The sequence below is a fragment of the Variovorax sp. V93 genome (genome assembly GCF_041154485.1).
Taxonomy (GTDB): Bacteria; Pseudomonadota; Gammaproteobacteria; order Burkholderiales; family Burkholderiaceae_C; genus Variovorax; species Variovorax beijingensis_A.
Window position 1 is genome coordinate 1,269,503 of the sequence record NZ_AP028669.1, and the last position, 22,213, is coordinate 1,291,715.

A 22,213-nucleotide genomic window follows, 5' to 3' on the forward strand; every position below is an offset into this window, starting at 1 on the left:
GAAGGCAATCGAGCTTTGATTCACAGATGAAAAAGATCCTTATCTGCGCCGTGCCCTTCAGCGACAACCTGGGCGACGGAGTCATCGCGGCTTCCCTGGCTCATATTGCGGGCCTGAAGTATCCGCAGGCCAGGGTCGAATTCCTGGACATTGCCGGCCGGCTCGGCTTCGAGGAAGAAAACCTGCGTGGCGGCGGCGCATTCCGGCTCTTTGCGAAGCTACCTTCGTTCATCAGGTCGGTGATCGTGTTCCTGTATTGCCTCAAGGGCTATTTTCTCGGCTGGCGGAAAAACTGGAAGGCCGCGGTGGACGACGCGGACCTGATCGTCATTGGCGGCGGCCAGCTGTTTTGCGACGTGGCGCTCAATTTTCCGGCAAAGCTGTTTCTCCTGAGCAGGCTGCTGCGTGGAAAGAAGGTGGTGGTCCTGTCGGTCGGGGTGACGGCGAAATGGTCCTTTCTCGGGCGCTTTCTCGTCGGGCGATTCCTGAAAAATGCGAGGCCCGCCTTCTACGCCACGCGCGACCAGGAATCGGCCAGCAACCTGCACCATTACTTCCGAATTCCGAGAAGCGACATACAGGTCGTGCCGGACCCGGCGCTCATTTGTGCCGACGCTTTTTCGGAAGAGCTTTCGCCGGAAAAAAACTGGGACATCGGAATTTGCGTCAGCAGCCTCGATGCCCTGGTCATGAATTCCGAATACGAAGGCTCCAATTCAACGCAGTCAGCCAAGTTTTTTGCCGCCCTGGCCGAATCATTGCGGGCCGAGGGAAAGCGGGTGCTTTATTTCACGAATGGCGCCTCCGAAGACAACAAGGTCCTGGAAGAAATTTCGTCGGCCTCCGATGCGCCGAAATCGATTTTTCTCGTTCCCCGGCACCCGGACGAACTCGTTGCCTTGATCAGCGCGTGCTCGTGCATCGTGGCCCACCGGCTGCACGCGAATATCGTGGCCTACGGTTTGAACATTCCGTCCATAGGAATGAATTGGGACAAGAAGGTGGAGTCGTTTTTCGAACTGACCGGCAGAAAGCGCTACCTCTTCGACTTGTCGCCCCGGGTCGAAAAGCTGGGTACCTCGGTGCTGGGCCTGCTCGATGACCGGCACCCGGACCGGAAAGCGCTCGACGCCTTGAGAAGCCAGGTGGTGGCCGGTATCCATGCATTGATCTGATGGGCACCTCTATGAAGATATTGCACGTTGCCGAAACGCTCAAGGGCGGGCTCGAAACCTATCTTCGGCTGGTTTCGGGTTTTCAGCAGAACTCTCCGGTGATCAGCCAGGCCAAATTCATATTGCCCGGCCCGGTGGAGTGGCTGAATTCCCAGGACACGCATGTGGTTCCCACGGCCCGCAGTCCTCTTGCCCTTGCGAGCTACGCCGCCGAGATCAAGAAAATCATCCGTTCGGAGCGCCCCGCGGTTCTTCACCTGCACAGCTCGATTCCGGGCGGAATCGTTCGCGCCTTGGCGCTGCTCGGCCAGGTGCCGGCCGAGACAAAGATTGTCTATTGCTCGCACGGCTGGGCCTTCGACCAGGTCGGGCCCGCGTACAAGAAGTCGATCTATCGATGGATCGAATGGCTGCTTTCCCATTGGAGCGACGCGATCATCTGCATCAGCGGCCACGAGTTCCGTGTTGCCGAGAAATTCGGCATCAAGCGGTGCAAGTGCATTCCGAACGGAATTCAGCCCATCGCTCCCATTTCGGAAAACACGGTGGCTCCCAAGGTCCCGGCACGGCCCCGGAGGGTTCTTTTCGTGGGGCGGCTCGACCGGCAGAAGGGCATCGACGCCCTGCTCGACGCCTATGCCCGCGTCCAGCCCGGCTTCAAGCTCGTGATCGTGGGCGGAGCCGTCAGAAACGATCTTTCCCTTGCACGCTCGAGCGAAATCGAGTTCGCCGGATGGCTCGAGAAGGACGAACTCGAAGAAGCCTACAGATCGTGCGACGCAGTCATCGTTCCCTCCCGGTGGGAAGGCTTCGGCCTCGTCGCGGTCGAGGCCATGGCCCGGAGCAAGCCGGTTTTTGCGTCCGCCGTGGGCGGTCTCGTCGATATCGTCGAAGACAACAGGAACGGACGGCTGTTTTCGCTCGACGCACTGGACGACGTGCTGCGCGAGATCGACCGGATCTCCGATGAGGAATTGCAACGGATGGGGCGTGCCGGGCGTGAGATTTTCGAGGAGAAATACACCGCCGACCGAATGAACGCCGCCATCCTGGACTTGTACAAGGAGTCGGTACAGTGATGAAGCCTTCATCTTTTTCTTCGGCGGCAGGGCGTTTGCTGAGTGCTTTCAGGCTGCTGTGCGCGTCGGCGGCGCTGGCGGCCGTGGCCTGCCCGGCGCAGGCGCGCGGCATTGCCGAACTGGGCACGGAATATCCGGTCGCGCTGAGCGTGCAGATCGACCCGGCCACCATCTCGAACGAGGACCTGAACGAGATCAGGGCATCGGGCTTCGAATTCGTGAGATTCGGCGCGCGGCCGCCGCTGAAGAGCGTCAACCCGGCATCGGTCGACTATTCGGACCTGATCAAGCGCGTGAAAAACGCCAAGCTCCAGGCGATCGTGACCTTGTTCGGGGGCCGCGAGATCTGGGGGCAGAGTCCGGCGGAAGCGGGCGAGGGGCAGCGCGAAAAACTGTTTGCCAAGTTCGCGCTCGAGTTCATGAGCGCGCACGCGGCCGATGTCGCCGTCTGGGAATTGTGGAACGAGCCCGATCACAAGACCTTCCTGAACCCGGCGCTTTTCTCGAGCTTTGAAACCGCGACCGCCGAGTTCTGCCGCAGCATCGCGCAGATGAAGACGCCGCCGAAGATCGTCATGGGATTCGGCTTTGCGAAGCTCCCCTTCAGCCCCGGCCAGGTTCCGCCGCAGCTCGAGAATGCCTTCGTGTCGGCGGCCAAGGCCGACTGCCTGACGGACATATCGATCCATCCCTACCGCTCCATTCCGGAAACCGCCATTGCGGACTATGGAAAGCTGCGCGCGAAGCTCGACCAGCAGCAGCTCGGAAAGATCGGAATCGTCGCCTCCGAATGGGGCTATGCGTCCTACCTGCCGGTCCGGGATCGCAACACCCAGGCTTCGCTGATCCTGCGGGAATACCTGACCAACGTGGCCGCGGGCATCAAGCTGCTGAACCTCTATGCCTGGCAGGACCGGGGAACCTCCGTCATTTCGAGGGAGGACAATTTCGGCCTCAAGTCGAAGGGCGGCGAGAAGAAGGAGGCCTTTTCGAGCCTCACCGAATTCCTCAGGATCGCCCGGAATTCGAAGAAGGTTTCATATCAGAGCAATGCCGGCCTGAACAAGCTGGTGCTGAGCCGCGGAAATTCCTTGCTGCACGTGGTGTGGACGCAAAGCGCCGAGCAGAACGTGCTGGTTCCGGCCGAGAAGGGGAAGAAGTGCACGCGGGTCGACTTCTTCCCGCAAGTGCGTCACGGAAGCTGCGGCAGCCCCGTCGATGGGGGCTTTGCTGCCAAGGCCACCGACTATCCGGTCCTGCTTTCCATTTCGGATTAGGGTGAACAGGCCCAGGATGGCGTCCCTGTCCGGAATTCGAAAGCGCCTCGCAGGTCCGATCTATGCAGTTGCAGACCAGTGCATCTACAGCGCGAGCCAGCTGCTGCTGAGCTTCGCGCTGGCGCGGGCGCTGTCGCCCTCCGATTTCGGCATTGCCTCGGCGTTCCTGGCGATCGTCAGCTTCCAGTACATCGTGCATACCGCAGTGGTGCACGAGCCGCTGCTGATCAAGCGCTATTACGCGGGCCGATCCGCCGCCTGGTGGAGCTGGGCGCTCGTGTTGGCGGTCTCCATTGCCGGCTTCCTGGCCTGGCAGTTCACGAGTTTTCCGGGCCCGCTGAGCTGGGCCGGCGTGGCCCTGATCGCGGGCTATGAAATATTCTGGATTTCCCGAAGCATCCTGCTCGTGGGACGCCGCTACCTGGTGCTCTGTGCATCCGGCGTGCTGATCTGCATTGGATACGTGGCGGTCCTGATCGGCCTGAAGCCTGCCTCATGGACGCAGGCGCTGCTGTGGATTGCCGTCATCCAGCTGCCCTTTGCCTTCCTGGTGGCGATGAGCCTGCGCCATGTGATGGCACCGCTGCCGGCCGCGGCCAACGCCCAGGCCCTGACGCTCGGGGAGGCCGCCAGCTACGGCTGGAAGGCAAGCCTTTCGCAGTTCATGAGCTGGATCATGACGGGAGGCGCCATCCTGCTGCTGGGTTCCTCCGCGGACTCGGCGCAGGGCGGGCTGCTGAAGATCTACATCACCTTCCTGCTGCCGATGCAGTACGTGCTGCTTGCGCTGGGCTACTACATCCTGCCAAGGCTGGCGGCCAACTGGACGTCCGATCGGCGCAGGGACGCCTTTCGCCTGTTCGTCAAGTTCGTCGTCTTCGGTTTTGTGGTGGCCGAGATCGGCGGCATCCTCCTGGGCCTGCTGGGCCCGTACCTCGTGGTCCTGGCCTTCGGCAAGAACTACGGCGGAATGGATTTTTCGCCGTTCTTCTACGCGCCCGCCATCTTCGGCCTGACGATGTGCCTGCGCACGGGTTTCAGGGCCGCCGGCCGGCCTGGTGCGCTTCTGTGGTGCTCGATCTTCGGTGCGCTGGTGTTCGCTGCGGCCATGCTCGCGGCCACACCGCCCATTTCCTACATCCAGACCATCAACGCCATGACGCTGGGCTTTGCCTGCATGGCGGTCGTGATGATGGCCTGGCTGTTCTTCATCATGCGCGGCGCCGCTGCGGCGCCAGCCCGCTGAGCCGGCAACGCATGAAAACGGTTCAGCCCTAGTTCAGGCTCAGCCCTGGTTCGGAAACACCGCGGAACCGGCTCTGCCGGGCCGCTGGTGTGGCCCCCTCGAGGGGGAGTCGAGCGGCACGAAGCGAGCGAGGGGCGGGGGTGGGCCCTACCGCCGCTCGAAGTTCAGGATGTTGTCGCCCGTGCGCGGCGTGCCGCTGTCCGGCGGTGCGAACTTGTAGGCGCTCGGGTCGCGGGCCGAGGTCATCTCGTAGAGCGGGTGGATCCGGCCGAGCCGCGCACCGCCGTCGCGCACCAGCGGCGCCCAGGCGAAGTTGGCGGTGAACTTGTTCGAACGCGGCAGCAGCGCGTCGAAGGGCACGGAAAGATAGATGCCCTTGTCGAAGCTGCCTTCGCCGAACTGCCTGGCCGAAACATTGGTCTTGGTGGCATAGGCGCCGAGCACCACGCCGTTGTCGAAGCGGCGGCTGATGTCGATGGTGACGCCGCGGTCGCCCGCCAGGTACTGGCCCGCGCTGATCTTGGCCAGCACGCCGTTCCAGCCGGTGTCCCAGTAGAGCGTGGCGTGGCCGGTGTTCACCTTGTAGTCGCGCAGGCCGAAGTCCTGTTCGAAGTCGCGCTGGCGCACGTGGTTGAAGTCGACGCCGAAGGCGATCCGGCTGCGCCATGGCCGGTAGAGCCACTCCGCACCGACGCCCGCATACATGGCTTCCAGTGCACCGCCGTACACGCTGTAGTACTGATTGTCGGAAAGCCTGCCCACGTGCGTCAGCTGGAGCACCGGCATGGTCAGGCGCTTGGACGTGACGTACTCGCGCTGGAGGGTTCGCACGCGGGGCAGGTTGCTGCCCGCCGTGTAGGTGAACTTGTCGAAGTTGTCGATCAGGCGCAGGTTCAGCGCGCCGTTGACCCAGGTGCTGGGCGTGAAGCGGTATTCCGCCACCGCCTGCACGCCGATCTGGTAGAGCAGGAATGCGTTGGGCCCGCCGAGGATCTGGCCGAGGCTGGGCGTGAGGCCGATGCTGAACTTGTCGCTGCGGCGCTCCCACGGGCCAAGGGCCTTGTTGTCGGCCGTGGCGGAGGAGGAGGCTGCGGATGCGGCCGCAATGTTGGCGCTGCTGCCCGGCGGAACGAAGGTGGCCGGATCGCCCGAGCCCACGGGCGGGGGCGCATAGTCGCGCTGGCTGGCCGCGCGAACCTCGCCGGGCGTCTGCGCCTGGTAGTGCGCCGTCACCCATTCGTTGCGGTTGACCACTTGCGCGTGCATCGGCAGGCCCCGCTCCGAATAGTGGAGCACGAAGTTCTTGATCGAGGCCGGGGCATCGCGATGCAGCACGGCAATGATCTTCTCGACCCGCACATCCCGGTAGACGGTGGCGCTTTCGGTGATCCACACATGCAGCATCTGGCCTTGCGGCGCGATGCGCTGGATGGTCCAGTCGGTGCGGCTTTCGATGTCGGCCGCGGTGGCTGCCCAGCCCGGCGAAGCGGCGGGCGGGTCCGGCGAAAAGCTCGGCGCCGGCGGGTCTGCCGCCTTGGGCATCTGCATCGTGGCCAGGTTGGTCTGCAGCGTGACGCCCAGCATCACCTTGTTGCCGCGTTCGAAACCGGCCGAGAAAGTCACGCCGGGCGAGTAGCGGTACTCCAGGCCGATGTTGAACGGGGAGCGCTGCCGCTGGGGGTTGTCGAGCGGCTCGTTCTTGTAGTCGTTGCCGTCGTATTCGAGCTTGAGCGTCAGCGGATCCCAGGGCGTGCGCCATTGCACGCCGCCAAAGAGCGCGGCCGGTCCGCGAAAGAGCCGGCCGAAGTTGGCGCCACCCCAGGTCGTCTCGCTCACGCGGGTCTTGAAGCGGCTGCTCAGCAAGCCGAAAGGGTTGCTGATGTTGCCGCTGCTCCCCAGGTAGCCCCAGCCGATGCCGAGGCTGAAATCCAGGTCGCCGTGGCGCTTGCTTGCCACCAGGTACTCGGACGAAAAGAGGCCGGTGCCGCCGATGTCGCGAAAGCCCAGCGCCACCTCGGGCAGGTAGGCCGACTCCTTCCACAGCCGCGCCTTCAGGTCGATGCTCTTGTCCTTGTAGCCCTGGTTGCTGAGGCCGATGCCGTAGATCCGGTTGCTGATGGAGGTGTAGCGAAAGCCCGCTTCCAGCCAATCCAGCGGCTGGAACATGACGTTCAGCCGCGAGTAGGGCGAGACGTGCGTGAGCGAGGTGCGCATGTCGCCGGCCTGGCCCATGCGCGCCGTGGGCGTCTGCAGCAGGCCGGTTTCGCCCCAGTCGTTGCCGCTCGTCTGGAGCGCGCGGTATTGCGGTGCCGCCTCGGGGCGCACGGAAATGGCGGTCGACGGCGCCGGCGCGGCGGGGGCCGGCGGTACGTCGGGCAAGGCCGGCAGGGCGGGTGCAGCGGGTGCGGTGATGGCGGCGGCCGGTACGGCCGCACCAGCCGAAGGCTGCAGGATCGCGCCGCCTTGCGGCGAAGGCCCTTGCGTGGCGAGAAACTTGATGATGCCCTCGGAGATCGCCTCCAGGTCGTCCATGCCGCGCGGCGCGGCCCAGATCCATGCGCCCGGCGCCGGCTCGTTCGAGGGATGCGCATTCCAGTGCGCCACGCCCACGCGGGCAGTGCGTCCGTCGGGTTGGGCGACCCAGGCCCAGTCGTGCCTGCCCTCGGGGCTGCAGGCGGCGACATAGTCCCAGGCCGTGCGGCCGGGTTCATGGACCACCTGGCAAAGCTGCCCATCGGGCTGCAGGACCGAGATGGTCTTCAGCACGGGCGGCGGCGCCACCAGCTGCTGGCCGGCCGTCAGCACCGGGTCTTCTTCCGGATGCGCCTGGAGCCAGCGCGGATCGACGATGCCGAGCGCGACGCGGCCGGTCACCGGCAGGCCCTGCAGCCAGGCCATCAGCTGCTTGCGCCGGCCCTGCTCTTCGCGCGGCACGCGCCGGCTGGCGGCATCGAGCCGCAGCAGCAGGGTGTTCTTCAGAAACTGCTGCGCCAGGCGCTCTTGCGGGATGCGCCATGCCAATCCCGGCGAAGCCGTTTCCGCCGGCTGGCGCAGCAGCCAGGCGCTCAGCCGCTCGCCGGGACGGATGTCTGCGTCGTCGGTGGGTGATTTGTTGTCGACGGGGCTGTTGCCCAAAGGCTGTGCGCCGGCGGCGCAACCCGCCGCCAGTGCGCAGGCCACCGCCGCGCGAAGAGGCCAGGGATGTCTGCCGAAGCCACGCAGGAGCGAACTGCTCATGTACCAGCGCTCGCCGCTGCGACGGGTGCTGGGGGGGGAGGCGTCCACTGCTCGAAGCTCATACACAGATCATTGGAAATACATTGCTCGGAATAGACGACCCGAGGCGCGCCGCCCGCGTGCGAAACGCCAAAGCGCGCCGGAGGCAGCGAGGCGCTCGCCGGATGCGAAACGCTGCGCTCCTCGTACCAGCGCAGCGACGCGGCAGCCGTGCCGGCCAGCGCGGTCTGCTGCGGTGCAGCAATGGGCGTCCGCACGATCTCGTCGCGAATGCCGAACCGGTAGCCCGGCATCATGTCGCGCTCGCGCTGGTAGGTCTTCGGGGCCGCACCGTTCGCATCGCCGGCCCACGCGGGCAGGCTGGAAAAGCGCACCTCGCGCCAGTCGGTGCCGAGGCCGGTGGTTCCCACGAGGCGCCCGTCGAGCAGCCTCACGACCTCGCCGTTGCCGCTGTACCAGACCTCGACGGCACCTTCGGGGCGCTTGTCGATGTAGCCGAGCACCATGAAGACCGTCTGCTCGCCGACGGCGACCCGCAAATAGCGGTAATTCGGGTTGAAAGTGGGCTGGGGCGCCGCGGCGCTGCCGCCATAGATATGCCGCGCCGTGGCCAGCATGGCCGAGGATCCGGAAGAACAGCCGCCAACGCCCAAAAGAAATGCCGACAAAAGGCAGCATTCAATAAGTCGCGTGGCCAGACCAACGCGCGGAGCCCTCAGCGACTGCCCTCCCGCGAAGAGGGCCCGCACGTTTAATTCGTGCCGGTCGTGCCTGTACCCGTGCCTGTGCCGCCGGTGCCGCCCGTGCCGCTGCCACCACCGCTGTTGCCGCCGTTGCCGCTGGCTACGGCAGCTGCCAGGCCGACGCTGGCCGCGATGCCGCCGGCTTGGCCGGCCGTGATGCGGCCGAATGCGGAATTGGTTGCGCCGGTGGCGCTGGCCGGCTGAGGACCTGGCGTCTGGACCGGCGGGGGGGTCTGGGCCAGGGCCGAAGAAATGCCCAGCGCAGCAATGAAAGTGGCGGAAATCAGGGGGGCGATTCGCATGGCAAATATCCTCTCAATTAGCAGTTAACAGTTGGGAGAAGATTAGCAGTTGGCGAAGTGTGCCGCAACTAATTTAGCCATTGAGACATCTTTTACGCGTGCAAATCGTTGTGTCGAAATGTCTTGTAAATCAGGATTAATTCATTGTTATTAATTGCCTCTTTCGCATGGTTGGGAATGCCCATTCGCGCGGCTCCCGGCCGGCCCCGTTGAATATGCGCGCAACAGCCCGCTACAATCGCCGGTTGACCCTGCTCCAGCGAAGAAGACTTAGAGGATCCCCATGAGTGACATGACCTCCGGCTCCCCCCGGATCGACACAAGCAAGCGGACGTGGTTAATCGCATCCAGCTGTGCCGGCGTAGCGGGAGGCGTGGCCACCGCGATTCCCTTTGTGAGTACGTTCCAGCCCTCCGAAAAGGCCAAGGCCGCGGGCGCTGCCGTCGAAGTGGACATCGCAGGCCTCAAGGTCGGCGAGAAGATCACCGTCGAGTGGCGCGGCAAGCCCGTCTGGATCCTCAAGCGCTCTCCCGAGCAGGTTGCCGAGCTCCCCAAGCTCGACGGCCAGCTGGCCGATCCGCTCTCCAAGCGGCACCCCGACGAATTCACCCCCAAGTACGCGCAGAACGAACACCGTTCGATCAAGCCCGACGTGCTGGTGGTGGTGGGCATCTGCACCCACCTCGGCTGCTCGCCGGTCGACCGCCTCCAGGCCGGCCCGCAGCCTTCGCTGCCGAGCGACTGGGAAGGCGGCTTCCTCTGCCCTTGCCACGGTTCCACGTTCGACCTGGCAGGCCGCGTCTTCAAGAACAAGCCCGCGCCCGACAACCTGCCTGTGCCCCCGCACATGTACCTGTCGGACACCAAGCTCCTGATCGGTGAAGACTCCAAGAAGGCCTGAGGCAGAAGAACAACATGGCTGAATTCCACGAAATTTCCCCCAACGCGCCCGCGGGCGAGAAGCTGCTCAACTGGGTCGACAACCGCTTCCCGCTGAGCAAGCTCTGGAACGACCAGTGGGGCAAGTACTACGCGCCGAAGAACTTCAACTTCTGGTACATCTTCGGCTCGCTCGCGATGCTGGTCCTCGTGATCCAGATCGTGACCGGCATCTTCCTCGTGATGCACTACAAGCCCGATGCGAACCAGGCGTTCGCATCGGTCGAGTACATCATGCGCGATGTGCCCTGGGGCTGGCTCATCCGCTACATCCACTCGACGGGCGCCTCGGCGTTCTTCATCGTGGTGTACCTGCACATGTTCCGCGGCCTCATGTACGGCAGCTACCGCAAGCCGCGCGAGCTGATCTGGGTCTTCGGCTGCGCGATCTTCCTGTGCCTGATGGCCGAGGCCTTCATGGGCTACCTGCTGCCATGGGGCCAGATGAGCTACTGGGGCGCCCAGGTGATCGTGAACCTGTTCGCGGCCATTCCGTTCGTCGGTCCTGACCTCGCGCTGCTGATCCGCGGCGACTACGTGGTGAGCGACGCCACGCTGAACCGCTTCTTCAGCTTCCACGTGATCGCCGTGCCGCTCGTGCTGCTCGGCCTGGTGGTGGCCCACCTGATCGCGCTGCACGAAGTGGGTTCCAACAACCCCGACGGCATCGAGATCAAGGCCAAGCGCGGTCCCGACGGCCATCCGCTGGACGGCATTCCGTCGCATCCGTACTACACGGTGCACGACATCTTCGGCGTGGTGGTGTTCCTCACGATCTTCTCGGCCGTGATCTTCTTCGCGCCGGAAGCGGGCGGGTACTTCCTCGAGTACAACAACTTCATCCCGGCCGATTCGCTCAAGACGCCGAACCACATTGCGCCGGTCTGGTACTTCACGCCGTTCTATTCGATGCTGCGTGCGACCACCGACGACATGGTCAACGTGTTCGCGCTGATCATCGCCGCGGCCGCCGTCCTGAACTTCATCAAGGGCAAGTCGAGCACGGCCCTGAAGATCGCGCTCGTCGTCGTGGCGGCCGTGGCCATCTTCCTGCTCAAGGCCTTCGACGCCAAGTTCTGGGGCGTGCTCGTGATGGGGGGTTCGGTCATCATCCTGTTCTTCCTGCCATGGCTCGACAAGAGCGAAGTCAAGTCGATCCGCTATCGTCCGGGCTGGCACAAGTATGTCTACGGCGTCTTCGTGTTCTTCTTCCTGATCCTGGGCTACCTGGGCATCCAGGCGCCTGGCGTCTGGGGCAGCCTGGTCATCGGTTCGTTCGCGCTCGACATCGCGCAGACCATTTCCCAGATCGGCACACTTTTCTACTTCGGTTTCTTCCTGCTCATGCCCTGGTGGAGCAGCAAGGGCGAGTTCAAGCCCGTGCCTGAGCGCGTGACCTTCGCCGCCCATTGAGAAGCCCAAGAGAGCTCGAGAGAAACACGATGAAGAAAAGCATTTCTGGCTGGCTCGCGGTTGTAGGCCTGGCCTTGGGCCTGACCTTTTCCGCAGCCGCATCGGCCGAGTCCGGCGGCATGGCCTGGGACAAGGCGCCCAACAAGACCACCGACGTCGCCTCCCTGCAGAACGGCGCCAAGCTGTTCGTCAACTACTGCCTGAACTGCCACTCCGCGGCGTTCATGCGCTACAACCGGCTGCAGGACATCGGCATTACCGAGCAGCAGATCAAGGACAACCTGCTGTTCGCGACCGACAAGGTCGGCGAGACCATGAAGGCCAACATCGACGCGCGCCAGGCCAAGGAATGGTTCGGCACGACGCCGCCCGACCTGACCCTGGTTGCCCGCTCGCGCGCCGGCCACGGCGGCACGGGTGCGGACTACCTGTACACCTACCTGCGCACCTACTACCGCGACGACACCAAGGCCACCGGCTGGAACAACCTCCTGTTCCCGAGCGTTGCCATGCCCAACCCGCTGTGGGAGCTGCAGGGCGAACGCCGTCCTGTCTACACCAAGATCTCGCAGCATGGCCACGAGACCGAAGTGTTCAAGGGCTGGGAGCAGGTGACCCCCGGCAGCATGACGCCGCTGCAGTTCGACACTGCGGTCGGCGACCTGGTGAGCTACCTGCAATGGATGGCCGAGCCGGCACAGAACACGCGCATCCGCATCGGTGTGTGGGTGCTGCTGTTCCTCGTCATGTCGTTGGTCTTCGTGTGGCGACTGAACGCCTCGTACTGGAAAGACGTCAAGTAGTTCCGTCCACGCCGACCGCGCGCCTGGTGCGTGCGGTCCCACAGAGTGGGTTGCCAACGCGACCCACTCTTTTTGATTTTTAGGAGTCTCTCGCCATGATGGTCTTGTATTCAGGAACGACCTGCCCCTTTTCCCACCGCTGCCGTTTCGTGTTGTTCGAAAAGGGCATGGACTTCGAGATCCGCGACGTCGATCTCTACAACAAGCCTGAAGACATCAGCGTGATGAACCCGTACGGCCAGGTGCCGATCCTGGTCGAGCGCGACCTCATCCTGTATGAGTCGAACATCATCAACGAGTACATCGACGAGCGCTTCCCGCATCCGCAGCTGATGCCCGGCGACCCGGTCGACCGTGCGCGCGTGCGGCTGTTCCTGCTCAACTTCGAGAAGGAACTGTTCGTGCACGTGGCTGCGCTCGAGAACCGCACCGCCAAGGGCAACGAGAAGGCGCTCGAAAAGGCGCGCTCGCACATCCGCGACCGCCTGACGCAGCTCGCGCCCGTGTTCCTCAAGAACAAGTACATGCTGGGCGACAATTTCTCGATGCTCGACGTGGCGATTGCGCCGCTGCTCTGGCGCCTGGACTACTACGGCATCGACCTCAGCAAGAACGCGGCGCCGCTCCTGAAGTACGCCGAGCGCATCTTCTCGCGCCCGGCCTACATCGAAGCACTGACCCCGTCCGAAAAGGTCATGCGAAAGTAAGTAAGCTGCGTGCCTGCTTCCATCGTTTTTCGCCGTCTTTCATGATCAACGCGCTCGAGTCGTCCTCCACCCGCCCGTACCTCATCCGGGCGCTGTATGAATGGTGCACCGACAACGGGTTCACGCCCTATGTCGCGGTGCAGGTCGACGACACCGTCCAGGTGCCGCGCGAGTACGTGAAGAACGGCGAGATCGTGCTGAACATCAGCTTTGACGCGACCAGCTCGCTCAAGCTCGGCAACGATTTCATCGAGTTCAAGGCCCGCTTCGCGGGCAGTGCGCGCGAAATCGTCGTGCCGGTGGGCCGCGTGATCGCGATCTACGCGCGCGAGAACGGGCAGGGCATGGCGTTTCCCGCACCGGTACCTGCCGGCAGCGGCGTCGAAGGCGGCGGGCCATCCCCGGCGGCCGGCGCGCCTTCCTCGCCCCAGGGGCCTGCGCGCATGCCGCTGCGCGACGCGTCGCGCGGCACCGAAGGCGATGCCGGCAAGATCGTCCACCTGGTGACGGGTGAAGACGCGGATGAAATGGTCGATGTCGGCGACGACGCCGGCTCGCCCACCGACCCCACCGACGAGCCGCCGCGTCCGCCGGCAGGCGGCGGAAGCCGTCCGTCGCTCAAGCGCGTGAAGTAGCCGGCAGCCAGCAACGCACAAACGGGCCTGGGCGGGCGTTCTGTTCCGCACCGTTAAAATCCCGCAAGAGAATCCGTGCCGCTTTAGCTCAGTTGGTAGAGCACCCGCCTTGTAAGCGGAAGGTCGTCAGTTCGATTCCGACAAGCGGCACCATATCGAACATACCGGAAAGCACTCGCGCTGACCGGGCAAGAAAGAAGCGGCGATCTGCCCGCTCCTTTCCATCTCTTGGCCGAAGATCAGCAGCGGCCCTTCTTGGCCTGTCCCGGCGGGCAGTGGTATCCACCGCCGCCGCCAGGATGCTCGTCGGCATGGCGGTGTTGCGGCTCTGCGCGTCGCCAGTCGCCCTCCATCCAGCGCCATCCGCCGTCGGCCTGTACCCATCGGCCCGGCGCATAGGCGTAGTCGGGCCGCGCGGCCTGCCAGTAGCCGGAGCGCCAGACGTAGGCGCGTTCGTTCCATTGCCAGTGGCCGGGCACCCACACCTGGCCGGGCCGCGGCCCTGGCATGGGTTCGTAGCGCGGTGCAGGAGGCGCCACCTGGATCAGGCCGGGCACGTTGATGTGAACCGAAACCTGCGCCGCGGCGGGCAGTGCGGACACGGCCAGCGCGGCCGCGGCCAGAAGAGCTGAGACTTTCATTGAAACCCTTGAACATGTGGACAGGTCTGCACAACGCAGACCGGCGGGAAAGTGTAATCAGCACATTCCCTGGGGTGGGCCGGCAGCGCAGCCGTGGCCGCCGGTGCGCGCCCGTCCGCCGGTTTCGGATGCTAGAGTCGAAGTGCAAGTTGCACGCCGATGCGCAGACTACGCTTTCTCACCCACCGCCACCGGGCTCCCTCCACGAACCGGATGCTCGGCCTGCTGCTGGCCTTCAACGCCGGCGCCGTGAATGCGGGCGGGTTCCTGGTGCTGCACATGTACACCTCGCACATGACGGGCTTCGCGTCGCAGTTCGCGGACGGGCTGGTGCTGGGCAACACCAGGCTGCTGCTCAATGCGCTGGGCGCCCTCCTTGCCTTTCTGGCGGGTGCGGCGGTCTGCGCGATTCTCGTGAACTGGGGGCGCCAGCACCGGCTGCGCAGCGTCTACGCGGTGCCGCTGCTGCTGGAGGCGGCGCTCATGTTCCCGTTCGGGTTGATGGGCGCCATCACGCTGACCTGGCCAACGCCCTTTGCCGTTCCGCTCACGGTGCTGCTGCTGTCTTTCATCATGGGGCTGCAGAACGCCGTCGGCTCCAAGACCTCCGGCGGCAGCGTCCGCACCACCCACATGACGGGCAACATCACCGATGTGGGAATGGAGCTGGGCAAGCTGTTCTACTGGAACCGGCATTCGACGCCGGCCCACGCGATGGTGCGCCACAACCGCCGCCGGATGCAGATGGCGGGGGGACTGATCGGCATGTTCGTGCTGGGCGGCATCGTCGGCGCGCTGGGTTTCAACTACATCGGCTTCGTCTGCGTGGTGCCGCTCGCGGCGCTGCTGCTGGCCGTCTCCATCCCGCCGCTCATGGAGGACGTGCCGCGCTCCAGGCCGCTGCAGAAGCTGCTGGCGGCCTTCAGACGGCGCCCACGCTGCCCGTGACCGGCAGCACGATGCCGGTGATGTAGCTGGCGCAGCTCGGCGCGGCCAGGAACACGTAGGCAGGCGAGAGCTCTTCCGGCTGCGCGGGCCTTTGCAGGTCGGTGTTCTTGCCGAAATCCTTCACCTTCTCGGGCGGGCTGTCGGCGGGGTTCAAGGGCGTCCACACCGGCCCGGGCGCCACCGCATTCACGCGGATGCCCTTGGACAGCAGGTTGCTGGCCAGCGACTTGGTGAAGGCATGGATCGCGCCCTTGGTGGTGGAATAGTCGAGCAGGTGCGCGCTGCCCTCCAGCCCGGTGACCGAGCCGGTATTGATGATCGAGGCGCCTTGGCCCAGGTGTGGAACCGCGGCGCGCGCCATCTGGAAGTAGCCGAAGACATTGGTCCTGAGCGTGAGTTCGAAGCGCTCGTCGGTGATGTCCTCGATGGACGCCGCATGCAGCTGGAAAGCCGCGTTGTTCACCAGGATGTCGAGCTTGCCGAAGGCCTCGATCGTCTGGTCGACCGCGTCGCGGCAGAACGCCGGATCGCAGACGTCGCCCTTGAGGAGGATGCAGCGTGCGCCTTCGGCCTCCACGTGGTGCCGGGTTTCCTCGGCGTCCTCGTCTTCGTCGAGGTAGGCGATGGCGACGTCGGCGCCTTCACGGGCATAGAGCAGCGCCACGGCGCGGCCGATGCCGGAATCACCGCCCGTGACCAGCGCCGCCATGCCTTCGAGCTTGCCACTGCCCCTGTAGTGCGGCGCTTCGAAGCGCGGGCGCAGCGCCATGTCGGCTTCGAGCCCGGGCTTGCGCAAGTGCTGTGCCGGCATCGGGTTGGCCGGCTGGGATCGCGGCCCTGCCTGTGCGGGCGGACTGGTTTTCTTGGCGGCGGGTTTGGCGTTGTCCTTCGCGTCCTGCGTGTGCTGAACGGCCCGCTGCCTGCTGGCGGTGTGGGCGGGTCCCCGGGACTTGGCGGATTTCGCGGGTAATGCGGTGGTCGATTTCATGTTGCATGGGCTCCTGCGTATGAAAAACCACCGTAGAACGCCGGTGCGCGGCCTGCGTAGGAATCCGTCCCGAAAGCACGCCCACCGAGGCTGACCCCGGGCGTTCCGAGCCGCTTGGGGTGGGCTAAATTTCAGCGCCCTCGACCAGGAAGCGCACCCGGCGCACGCCCTGCCATTCGTCGGCATCGAGCCGGAAGGCGAGCTTCACGCGCGCGGGCAGCGGCTCGGTGTGGCCGAACCAGATGCCGTCGACCGGCTGCCCCTGGTGCCGCAGCTTGAGCGCCAGGTGCTTCTCGCCCACGAGGCGTTGCGACACCACTTCGACCTCTTCGCTGAAGGTGGGCGGGGCGAAGCCCTGGCCCCACACTTCGCGGTGCAGCGTGTCCACGAGGTCGATGCGCATGTACTCGCGTGCGATCGGCCCATCCGTTTCGATCTGGCGCGTGAGCGCGGAGGCGGCCAGCCATTCGTGCGCGACCTCGGCCAGCGCGCGCTCGAACACCTCGAACTTCTCTCGTGCCACGGTGCAGCCGGCCGCCATGGCATGGCCGCCGAAGCGCAGCAGCACGCCCGGATGGCGCTTGGCCACCAGGTCGAGCGCATCGCGCAGATGGAAGCCCGGAATCGACCGGCCCGAGCCCTTGAGCTCGTGCTCCTTGCCGGGCGCGCCGCTGGCGGCGAAGACGAAGGTCGGGCGGTGGAAGCGGTCCTTGATGCGCGAGGCCACGATGCCGACCACGCCTTCGTGGAAGTCGGCATCGAACACGCTGATGGCGGCGGGCGGCGCCTCGCTGCCGTCGGCGGTGGCGCCGAACAGCGATTCGGCCAGCAGCAGCGCCTGGTCGCGCATGCCGCCCTCGATGTCGCGGCGCTCGCGGTTGATGCCGTCGAGCATGCGCGCGAGTTCGTCGGCGCGGCCCGCATCGTCGGTCAGCAGGCACTCGATGCCCAGCGTCATGTCGGCGAGCCGGCCGGCCGCGTTGATGCGCGGGCCGAGCGCAAAGCCGAAGTCGAAGGTGGTGGCCACCGCGGCGTTGCGCCCCGCGGCCTTGAACAGCGCCGCGATGCCCGCGGGCAGTGCACCGGCGCGGATGCGCCGCAGGCCCTGCGCCACCAGGCGGCGGTTGTTGGCGTCGAGCTTCACCACGTCGGCCACGGTGCCGAGCGCCACCAGCGGAAGCAGCACGTCGAGCTTGGGCTGCGCGGCCGCCGTGAAGACACCGCGCGCGCGCAGCTCGGAGCGCAGCGCCAGCAGCACGTAGAACATTACGCCAACGCCGGCGATGCTCTTGCTCTCGAAGCCGCAGCCGGGCTGGTTGGGATTCACCAGCACGTCGGCGGCCGGCAGCTCGGGGCCGGGCAGGTGGTGGTCGGTGACCAGCACCTGCAGGCCGCGCGCCTTGGCGGCGGCCACGCCCTCGACGCTGGCGATGCCGTTGTCGACGGTGATCAGCATGTCGGCGCCGCTCGCGGCCACGCGCTCGGCAATTGGCGGCGTGAGGCCGTAGCCGTCGACCACGCGGTCAGGCACCAGGTAGCTCACGTTCTTTGCGCCGAGCAGGCGCAGGCCGCGCACCCCCACGGCGCAGGCGGTGGCGCCGTCGCAGTCGTAGTCGGCCACGATGCACAGGCGCTTGTCCTGCGCCATGGCGTCGGCCAGCAGCATCGCGGCCTCGCGCGTGCCGTGCAGTGTGTCGGGCGGCAGCAGGCGCGCCAGGCCGTCGTCGAGCTCGTCCTTGGCCAGCACGCCGCGCGCGGCGAACAGGCGGGCCAGCAGCGGATGCACGCCGGCCTGTTCGAGCGCCCAGACCGTGCGGGGCGGAATTTCGCGGGCAATGATCTTCACAGGGCCTCCAGCACGCTGGCGGCGCGCGGCCGGTCGAACAGGCTCCGGGCCCAGGCCACCAGCCCGCGCTGCTGCACCGCATAGCGCTGCGCGGCGCGGTCGCCGCACAGCGTGAGCGTGACGTCGGCGCCAGCGGTGCAGTCGGCCAGCAGGCCGGCGATGGGGCCTGCGTCCAGTGCCTGCCATGCCGTGGCCCAGCCCAGGCCGTCATCGCGCAGCGCGGCCACGCGCAGCGCGTCGCTCACGGTCGGTGGAAGGGTGCCGGGCGAGGGGACGCCGGCCTCGAGGGCGCCGGTGCCGCTGAGCCAGAAGGAGTTGATCGGCGGCACGCCGCGCGCGGCGCGGTCGTCGTTCACGCGCTGGGTGTAGAGCAGCATCTGCATTTCGTTCTGGAGGCGGCGCAGCGGCCGCGCGGCTTCGGCCAGTGGCGACCACTGCGAGATCGGGTGGCCCACCGCGCGGTCGATGGAGGCCGTGGCCAGTCCCTCGAAGATGTGCGCGCGCGCGAGCCAGCGGCCGGGCGTGGGGGAAGGGTGCAGCGCGATGCCGTCTTCCTCGAAGAAGGGATGGGCGGCGGCCAGCAGCGCGGCCGATTCGGCGGCGTCGATCTCGATCGCGGCCGGGTCGCCCAGCACCACGTCGTCGATGCCCACCTGCCAGTTGCACAGCGAGACCAGGCCCCAGCCCTCGCGGTCGCCGGGTTCGGCGATGCCGGCCTGCCGGGCTTCCAGCGCGGCCCAGGGAATGCAGCCGTCGGGCGCGGAAATGCCCAGCGCCCGGGCCAGCGCCCGTTCATGGGGCGGCGAGCGCGTGCTTTCGTCCTGCGTATCGGCCTCGGCGGGCGACAGCCGGGAGAGCAGGGCTTCGAGATTGGGCAGCCGAAGCGTGGGCAGTGCCGCGCGGCACGCCGGGGAACCGCGGCCGGCAAAGGGGATCAACAAGTGACGGGGGGAAGGTTCGGCCATTCCCCCTATTGTCCGGGATGCTAGGATGAAACGCCCCCCGAAGCGCCTTCGGCGCCTCCCCCCACTGGGGGGCGCACCCGGCGGCCCGGCAAAGCCGGTTCCGCGGGTGCACTGGCTGAGCTCAAACTGACAAATATGCGACTTCCTTATGAACTGAAGCTCGGCTGGCGCTACACGCGTGCGGGCCGGGCGACGCGACGCAACGGCTTCATCTCCTTCATCTCCGGCGTGTCGATGCTCGGCATCGCGTTGGGGGTGGCGGCGCTGATCATCGTGCTCAGTGTGATGAACGGCTTCCAGAAGGAGGTGCGAGACCGCATGCTCGGCGTGGTGTCGCACATCGAAATCTTGTCGCGCGACGGACAGGCGCTGCCCGACATCGATGCCATCACGGCTGCCGCCCGCAAGAACCCCGAGGTGATCGGCGCCGCGCCCTTCATTGCCACGCAGGCGCTCATCGCGCGCGGCGAGGACATGAAGGGCACGCTGGTGCGCGGCATCGTGCCCAAGCTCGAACCCGAGGTGACCGACATCGCCACCACGGCGCAGAAGGGCACGCTCGACAAGCTGGTGCCGGGCGAGTTCGGCATCGTGCTCGGCGGCGAGCTGGCGCGCTCGCTGTTCGTGCAGCCGGGCGACCAGGTCACGCTGGTGGCGCCGGGCGGCCAGGTCACGCCGGCCGGCGTGGTGCCGCGGCTCAAGCAGTTCACCGTGGTGGGCACCTTCGATTCGGGCCACTACGAGTACGACTCGGCGCTGGCCATGATCCATGCGGAAGACGCGCAGCGCGTGTTCCGGCTCGAAGGCCCGACCGGCATCCGCATCAAGCTCAAGGACCTGAACGAAGCACGCGAGGTGGCCGACCAGATGGCCGTCACGCTGCCGGGCCAGTTCCTCATCCGCGACTGGACGCGCCAGAACAAGACCTGGTTCGCGGCCGTGCAGGTCGAGAAGCGCATGATGTTCATCATCCTCACGCTCATCGTGGCGGTGGCGGCCTTCAACCTGGTGTCCACGCTGGTCATGACCGTGACCGACAAGCGCGCGGACATCGCCATCCTGCGCACGCTGGGCAGTTCGCCGCGCAGCATCATGGGCATCTTCGTGGTGCAGGGGGCGATGGTCGGCGTGATCGGCACGGTGGCCGGGCTGCTGCTGGGGCTGGGCATTGCCTACAACATCGACGTGATCGTGCCGGCGCTCGAGCAGCTGTTCCATGCGAGCTTCCTGCCCAAGGACATCTACCTGATCAGCAAGATGCCGAGCGATCCGCAGCGCAGCGACATCATGCCGATCGCGATCATTTCGCTGGTGCTGGCTTTTCTTGCAACGCTGTATCCCAGCTGGCGCGCGAGCCGCGTCAATCCCGCCGAGGCCCTGCGCTATGAGTGAACGACAAGAGACCGCCGCGCCAGGCAATGGCGTGGTGCTGAAGGCGCGCGGCCTCACCAAGCGCTTTCACGAAGGGCGCATCGACCTCACGGTGCTGCACGGCGTCGACCTGGACGTGCGCGCCGGGGAAACGCTGGCCATCGTCGGCGCCTCGGGCTCGGGCAAGAGCACGCTGCTGCACCTGATGGGCGGGCTCGACGCGCCCACCGCCGGCAAGGTCGAGCTGCTCGGCAAGGACATCGCGCATGCCGATGCGGCCGAGCAGGGGCGGCTGCGCAACAAGCACCTGGGCTTCGTCTACCAGTTCCACCACCTGCTGCCTGAGTTCAGCGCGCTCGACAACGTGGCGATGCCGCTCAAGATCCGGCGCATGGATTCCGCACAGGCGGCGGCCGCGGCCACGAAGATCCTCGAAAGCGTGGGCCTGGGCGAACGCCTGCACCACCGGCCGGCCGAGCTCTCGGGCGGCGAGCGCCAGCGCGTGGCCATTGCGCGCGCGCTGGTCACGCAGCCGGCCTGCGTGCTGGCCGACGAGCCCACGGGCAACCTCGACCGCAGCACGGCCGACACGGTGTTCGCGCTAATGATCGAGCTCGCGCACAAGCACCGCACGGCCTTCGTGATGGTCACGCACGACCAGGAGCTCGCGAAGCGCTGCGACCGCGTGCTGCAGCTGGTGGCGGGGCGGTTGGCGGGCTGAATTGCCGATGCCGCTTGCCACGGCGCATGCAATGTCGCGAAACTGTCCGTCTGCGCGGCACGAGGCCGTGCAATCACAGGAGCGCTTCTTCATCATGGAAACCGACGACGACACCCCGCCCGCGGCCACCGCCGAGCCGCGCAATTCGTACCTCGAAGAAAAAGCCTTCAAGTCGCGCACGCTGCTGATCTTCGGCAGCATCACCGACTCCGTGGCCGCCGACGTGACGCGCAGGCTGATCGCGCTCGACGCCGACAGCGCGGACAAGCCCATCGACATCCTGGTGAGCTCGCCCGGCGGCCACCTGGAGTCGGGCGATGCCATTCACGACATCGTGCGCTTCATCTCCGCGCCGGTGAACATGATCGGCACCGGGTGGGTCGGCAGCGCCGCCACGCACCTGTACCTGGCGGTGCCGCGCGAGCGGCGCGTGTGCCTGCCGAACACGCGCTTCCTGATCCACCAGCCCAGCGGCGGCGCGGGTGGGCAGGCGACCGACATCGCGATCCAGGCGCAGGAAATCATCAAGGCCCGGCACCGCATTGCGCACGAGATCGCGCGCGAGACCGGCAAGCCGATCGATGTGGTGCTGGCCGACATCGAGCGCGACCGCTGGCTCTCGGCCGCGGAGGCCGTCGAGTACGGCCTGGTCTCGCGCATCATCCAGCGCAAGACCGAGCTGCATGCCTGATCAGGCCTTGGGCTTGTAGGCCACCACGTCGATCTCGACCTTGGCGTCGACCATCAGCCGCGCCTCGGTGGTCGAGCGCGCCGGCTTGTTTTCACCGAAGTAGCTCATGTAGATGCGGTTGAAGGCACCAAAGTCGCGCGCGTCCTGCAGCCAGACGGTGCTCTTGCAGACGTCGTCGAGCGTGGCGCCGGCCAGCGCCAGCACCTTCTTCAGGTTTTCCATCACCTGGCGCGTCTGCGCCTCGATGCCGCCTGCCACGATCTCGCCTTCGGCATTGGCCGGCACCTGGCCCGACACGTAGATGAAATCGCCGGCGCGCACGGCCGGGGAGAAGGGGCGGGCCTGGCGGTCCGAGGCGACGGGCGGGGCGCCGAGGTATTCGAGCGGCATGGGAAGACTCCTGAAAGGATTGAAAGAAAAGCAGATCGCAAGTATCGATCCAATCTGAAAATTTGTTTCAGAAAAACCCACAAACAAGGGTTAACA

The 22,213-nt window shown here is 66.0% G+C and carries 21 protein-coding genes and 1 tRNA gene; 14 read left to right on the forward strand and 8 right to left on the reverse strand.

What is annotated here, in order from left to right; all coding sequences use genetic code 11:
* Positions 1–26: 26 nt before the first annotated feature.
* Genes ACAM54_RS05745 through ACAM54_RS05760 form a run of 4 tightly spaced genes read left to right on the forward strand, consistent with a single transcriptional unit; the run spans position 27 to position 4,777 of the window.
* Positions 27–1,175, forward strand: a complete 1,149-nt coding sequence (locus tag ACAM54_RS05745; RefSeq protein ID WP_369650093.1) for a polysaccharide pyruvyl transferase family protein — start codon at positions 27–29, stop codon at positions 1,173–1,175.
* Positions 1,176–1,186: 11 nt separating this feature from the next.
* A complete protein-coding gene (locus tag ACAM54_RS05750) occupies positions 1,187–2,254 on the forward strand; it encodes a glycosyltransferase family 4 protein (RefSeq protein ID WP_145741102.1) in 1,068 nt (355 codons plus the stop codon).
* Positions 2,254–3,531, forward strand: coding sequence for a hypothetical protein (locus tag ACAM54_RS05755; RefSeq protein WP_369650094.1), 1,278 nt, complete (start codon positions 2,254–2,256; stop codon positions 3,529–3,531). The genes ACAM54_RS05750 and ACAM54_RS05755 overlap by 1 nt, the downstream gene beginning before the upstream one ends.
* 16 nt (positions 3,532–3,547) lie before the next feature.
* Positions 3,548–4,777: a lipopolysaccharide biosynthesis protein gene (locus ACAM54_RS05760; protein WP_369650095.1), complete on the forward strand. Its 1,230-nt coding sequence runs from the start codon at positions 3,548–3,550 to the stop codon at positions 4,775–4,777.
* 147 nt (positions 4,778–4,924) lie between these two features.
* On the opposite strand, the gene ACAM54_RS05765 is transcribed toward ACAM54_RS05760, so the two are convergent.
* The 3 genes from ACAM54_RS05765 to ACAM54_RS05775 all read right to left on the reverse strand — a co-directional run bounded on the left by ACAM54_RS05765 (position 4,925) and on the right by ACAM54_RS05775 (position 9,059).
* Complete coding sequence (locus tag ACAM54_RS05765) at positions 4,925–8,014, reverse strand: YjbH domain-containing protein (RefSeq protein ID WP_369650096.1); 3,090 nt, start codon at positions 8,012–8,014, stop codon at positions 4,925–4,927.
* The gene (locus ACAM54_RS05770; protein ID WP_369650097.1) at positions 8,011–8,631 is read right to left on the reverse strand and encodes a YjbF family lipoprotein; all 621 of its coding nucleotides are present in this window, start codon (positions 8,629–8,631) and stop codon (positions 8,011–8,013) included. The genes ACAM54_RS05765 and ACAM54_RS05770 overlap by 4 nt, the downstream gene beginning before the upstream one ends.
* Positions 8,632–8,765: 134 nt before the next feature.
* Positions 8,766–9,059, reverse strand: a complete 294-nt coding sequence (locus ACAM54_RS05775; protein WP_145741118.1) for a hypothetical protein — start codon at positions 9,057–9,059, stop codon at positions 8,766–8,768.
* A 283-nt stretch (positions 9,060–9,342) separates the two neighbouring features.
* On the opposite strand from ACAM54_RS05775, the gene petA reads away from it, so the two are divergent.
* The 6 genes from petA (at position 9,343) to ACAM54_RS05805 (ending at position 13,709) form a co-directional block, all read left to right on the forward strand.
* On the forward strand, positions 9,343–9,960 hold the full coding sequence (gene petA, locus ACAM54_RS05780) for a ubiquinol-cytochrome c reductase iron-sulfur subunit (RefSeq protein ID WP_145741120.1): 618 nt from the start codon (positions 9,343–9,345) through the stop codon (positions 9,958–9,960).
* Between the two features lie 14 nt (positions 9,961–9,974).
* Complete coding sequence (locus tag ACAM54_RS05785; RefSeq protein WP_145741122.1) at positions 9,975–11,411, forward strand: cytochrome bc complex cytochrome b subunit; 1,437 nt, start codon at positions 9,975–9,977, stop codon at positions 11,409–11,411.
* 29 nt (positions 11,412–11,440) lie between these two features.
* Entirely contained in the window at positions 11,441–12,214 is a 774-nt protein-coding gene (locus ACAM54_RS05790) for a cytochrome c1 (protein WP_369650098.1), read from the forward strand.
* Between the two features lie 95 nt (positions 12,215–12,309).
* The gene (locus ACAM54_RS05795) at positions 12,310–12,921 is read left to right on the forward strand and encodes a glutathione S-transferase N-terminal domain-containing protein (RefSeq protein ID WP_012746352.1); all 612 of its coding nucleotides are present in this window, start codon (positions 12,310–12,312) and stop codon (positions 12,919–12,921) included.
* Between the two features lie 41 nt (positions 12,922–12,962).
* Positions 12,963–13,556, forward strand: a complete 594-nt coding sequence (locus tag ACAM54_RS05800; RefSeq protein WP_369650099.1) for a ClpXP protease specificity-enhancing factor — start codon at positions 12,963–12,965, stop codon at positions 13,554–13,556.
* A 77-nt stretch (positions 13,557–13,633) separates the two neighbouring features.
* A tRNA-Thr gene (locus ACAM54_RS05805) sits at positions 13,634–13,709 on the forward strand.
* Positions 13,710–13,795: 86 nt separating this feature from the next.
* Here ACAM54_RS05805 and ACAM54_RS05810 read toward each other — a convergent pair.
* On the reverse strand, positions 13,796–14,197 hold the full coding sequence (locus ACAM54_RS05810; protein WP_145741125.1) for a YXWGXW repeat-containing protein: 402 nt from the start codon (positions 14,195–14,197) through the stop codon (positions 13,796–13,798).
* Between the two features lie 159 nt (positions 14,198–14,356).
* Here ACAM54_RS05810 and ACAM54_RS05815 point away from each other — a divergent pair, with 159 nt between their 5' ends.
* Positions 14,357–15,145, forward strand: a complete 789-nt coding sequence (locus ACAM54_RS05815; RefSeq protein WP_369650100.1) for a YoaK family protein — start codon at positions 14,357–14,359, stop codon at positions 15,143–15,145.
* Here the strand turns inward: ACAM54_RS05815 and ACAM54_RS05820 are convergent.
* The 3 genes from ACAM54_RS05820 to ACAM54_RS05830 all read right to left on the reverse strand — a co-directional run bounded on the left by ACAM54_RS05820 (position 15,120) and on the right by ACAM54_RS05830 (position 18,944).
* Entirely contained in the window at positions 15,120–16,133 is a 1,014-nt protein-coding gene (locus tag ACAM54_RS05820) for an SDR family oxidoreductase (RefSeq protein ID WP_369650101.1), read from the reverse strand. The two genes, ACAM54_RS05815 and ACAM54_RS05820, sit on opposite strands and share 26 nt — an antisense overlap.
* A gap of 124 nt (positions 16,134–16,257) precedes the next feature.
* Positions 16,258–17,979: a single-stranded-DNA-specific exonuclease RecJ gene (gene recJ / locus ACAM54_RS05825; protein ID WP_369650102.1), complete on the reverse strand. Its 1,722-nt coding sequence runs from the start codon at positions 17,977–17,979 to the stop codon at positions 16,258–16,260.
* The gene (locus tag ACAM54_RS05830; RefSeq protein ID WP_369650103.1) at positions 17,976–18,944 is read right to left on the reverse strand and encodes a hypothetical protein; all 969 of its coding nucleotides are present in this window, start codon (positions 18,942–18,944) and stop codon (positions 17,976–17,978) included. Before ACAM54_RS05830 ends, recJ begins: the two co-directional genes overlap by 4 nt.
* Before the next feature lie 135 nt (positions 18,945–19,079).
* On the opposite strand from ACAM54_RS05830, the gene ACAM54_RS05835 reads away from it, so the two are divergent.
* From ACAM54_RS05835 to ACAM54_RS05845, 3 genes are all read left to right on the forward strand, one after another.
* Positions 19,080–20,336, forward strand: coding sequence for a lipoprotein-releasing ABC transporter permease subunit (locus ACAM54_RS05835; RefSeq protein WP_021005926.1), 1,257 nt, complete (start codon positions 19,080–19,082; stop codon positions 20,334–20,336).
* Positions 20,329–21,036 carry a lipoprotein-releasing ABC transporter ATP-binding protein LolD gene (gene lolD, locus ACAM54_RS05840; RefSeq protein WP_145741135.1) on the forward strand — a complete coding sequence of 236 codons (708 nt, stop codon included), beginning with the start codon at positions 20,329–20,331 and terminating at the stop codon, positions 21,034–21,036. The genes ACAM54_RS05835 and lolD overlap by 8 nt, the downstream gene beginning before the upstream one ends.
* A gap of 94 nt (positions 21,037–21,130) precedes the next feature.
* Positions 21,131–21,727: an ATP-dependent Clp protease proteolytic subunit gene (locus tag ACAM54_RS05845; RefSeq protein ID WP_124957377.1), complete on the forward strand. Its 597-nt coding sequence runs from the start codon at positions 21,131–21,133 to the stop codon at positions 21,725–21,727.
* Here the strand turns inward: ACAM54_RS05845 and ACAM54_RS05850 are convergent, their stop codons facing one another.
* Positions 21,728–22,117 (reverse strand): RidA family protein, encoded by a 390-nt coding sequence (locus tag ACAM54_RS05850; protein WP_021005929.1) that lies wholly within the window; start codon positions 22,115–22,117, stop codon positions 21,728–21,730.
* Positions 22,118–22,213 lie beyond the last annotated feature (96 nt).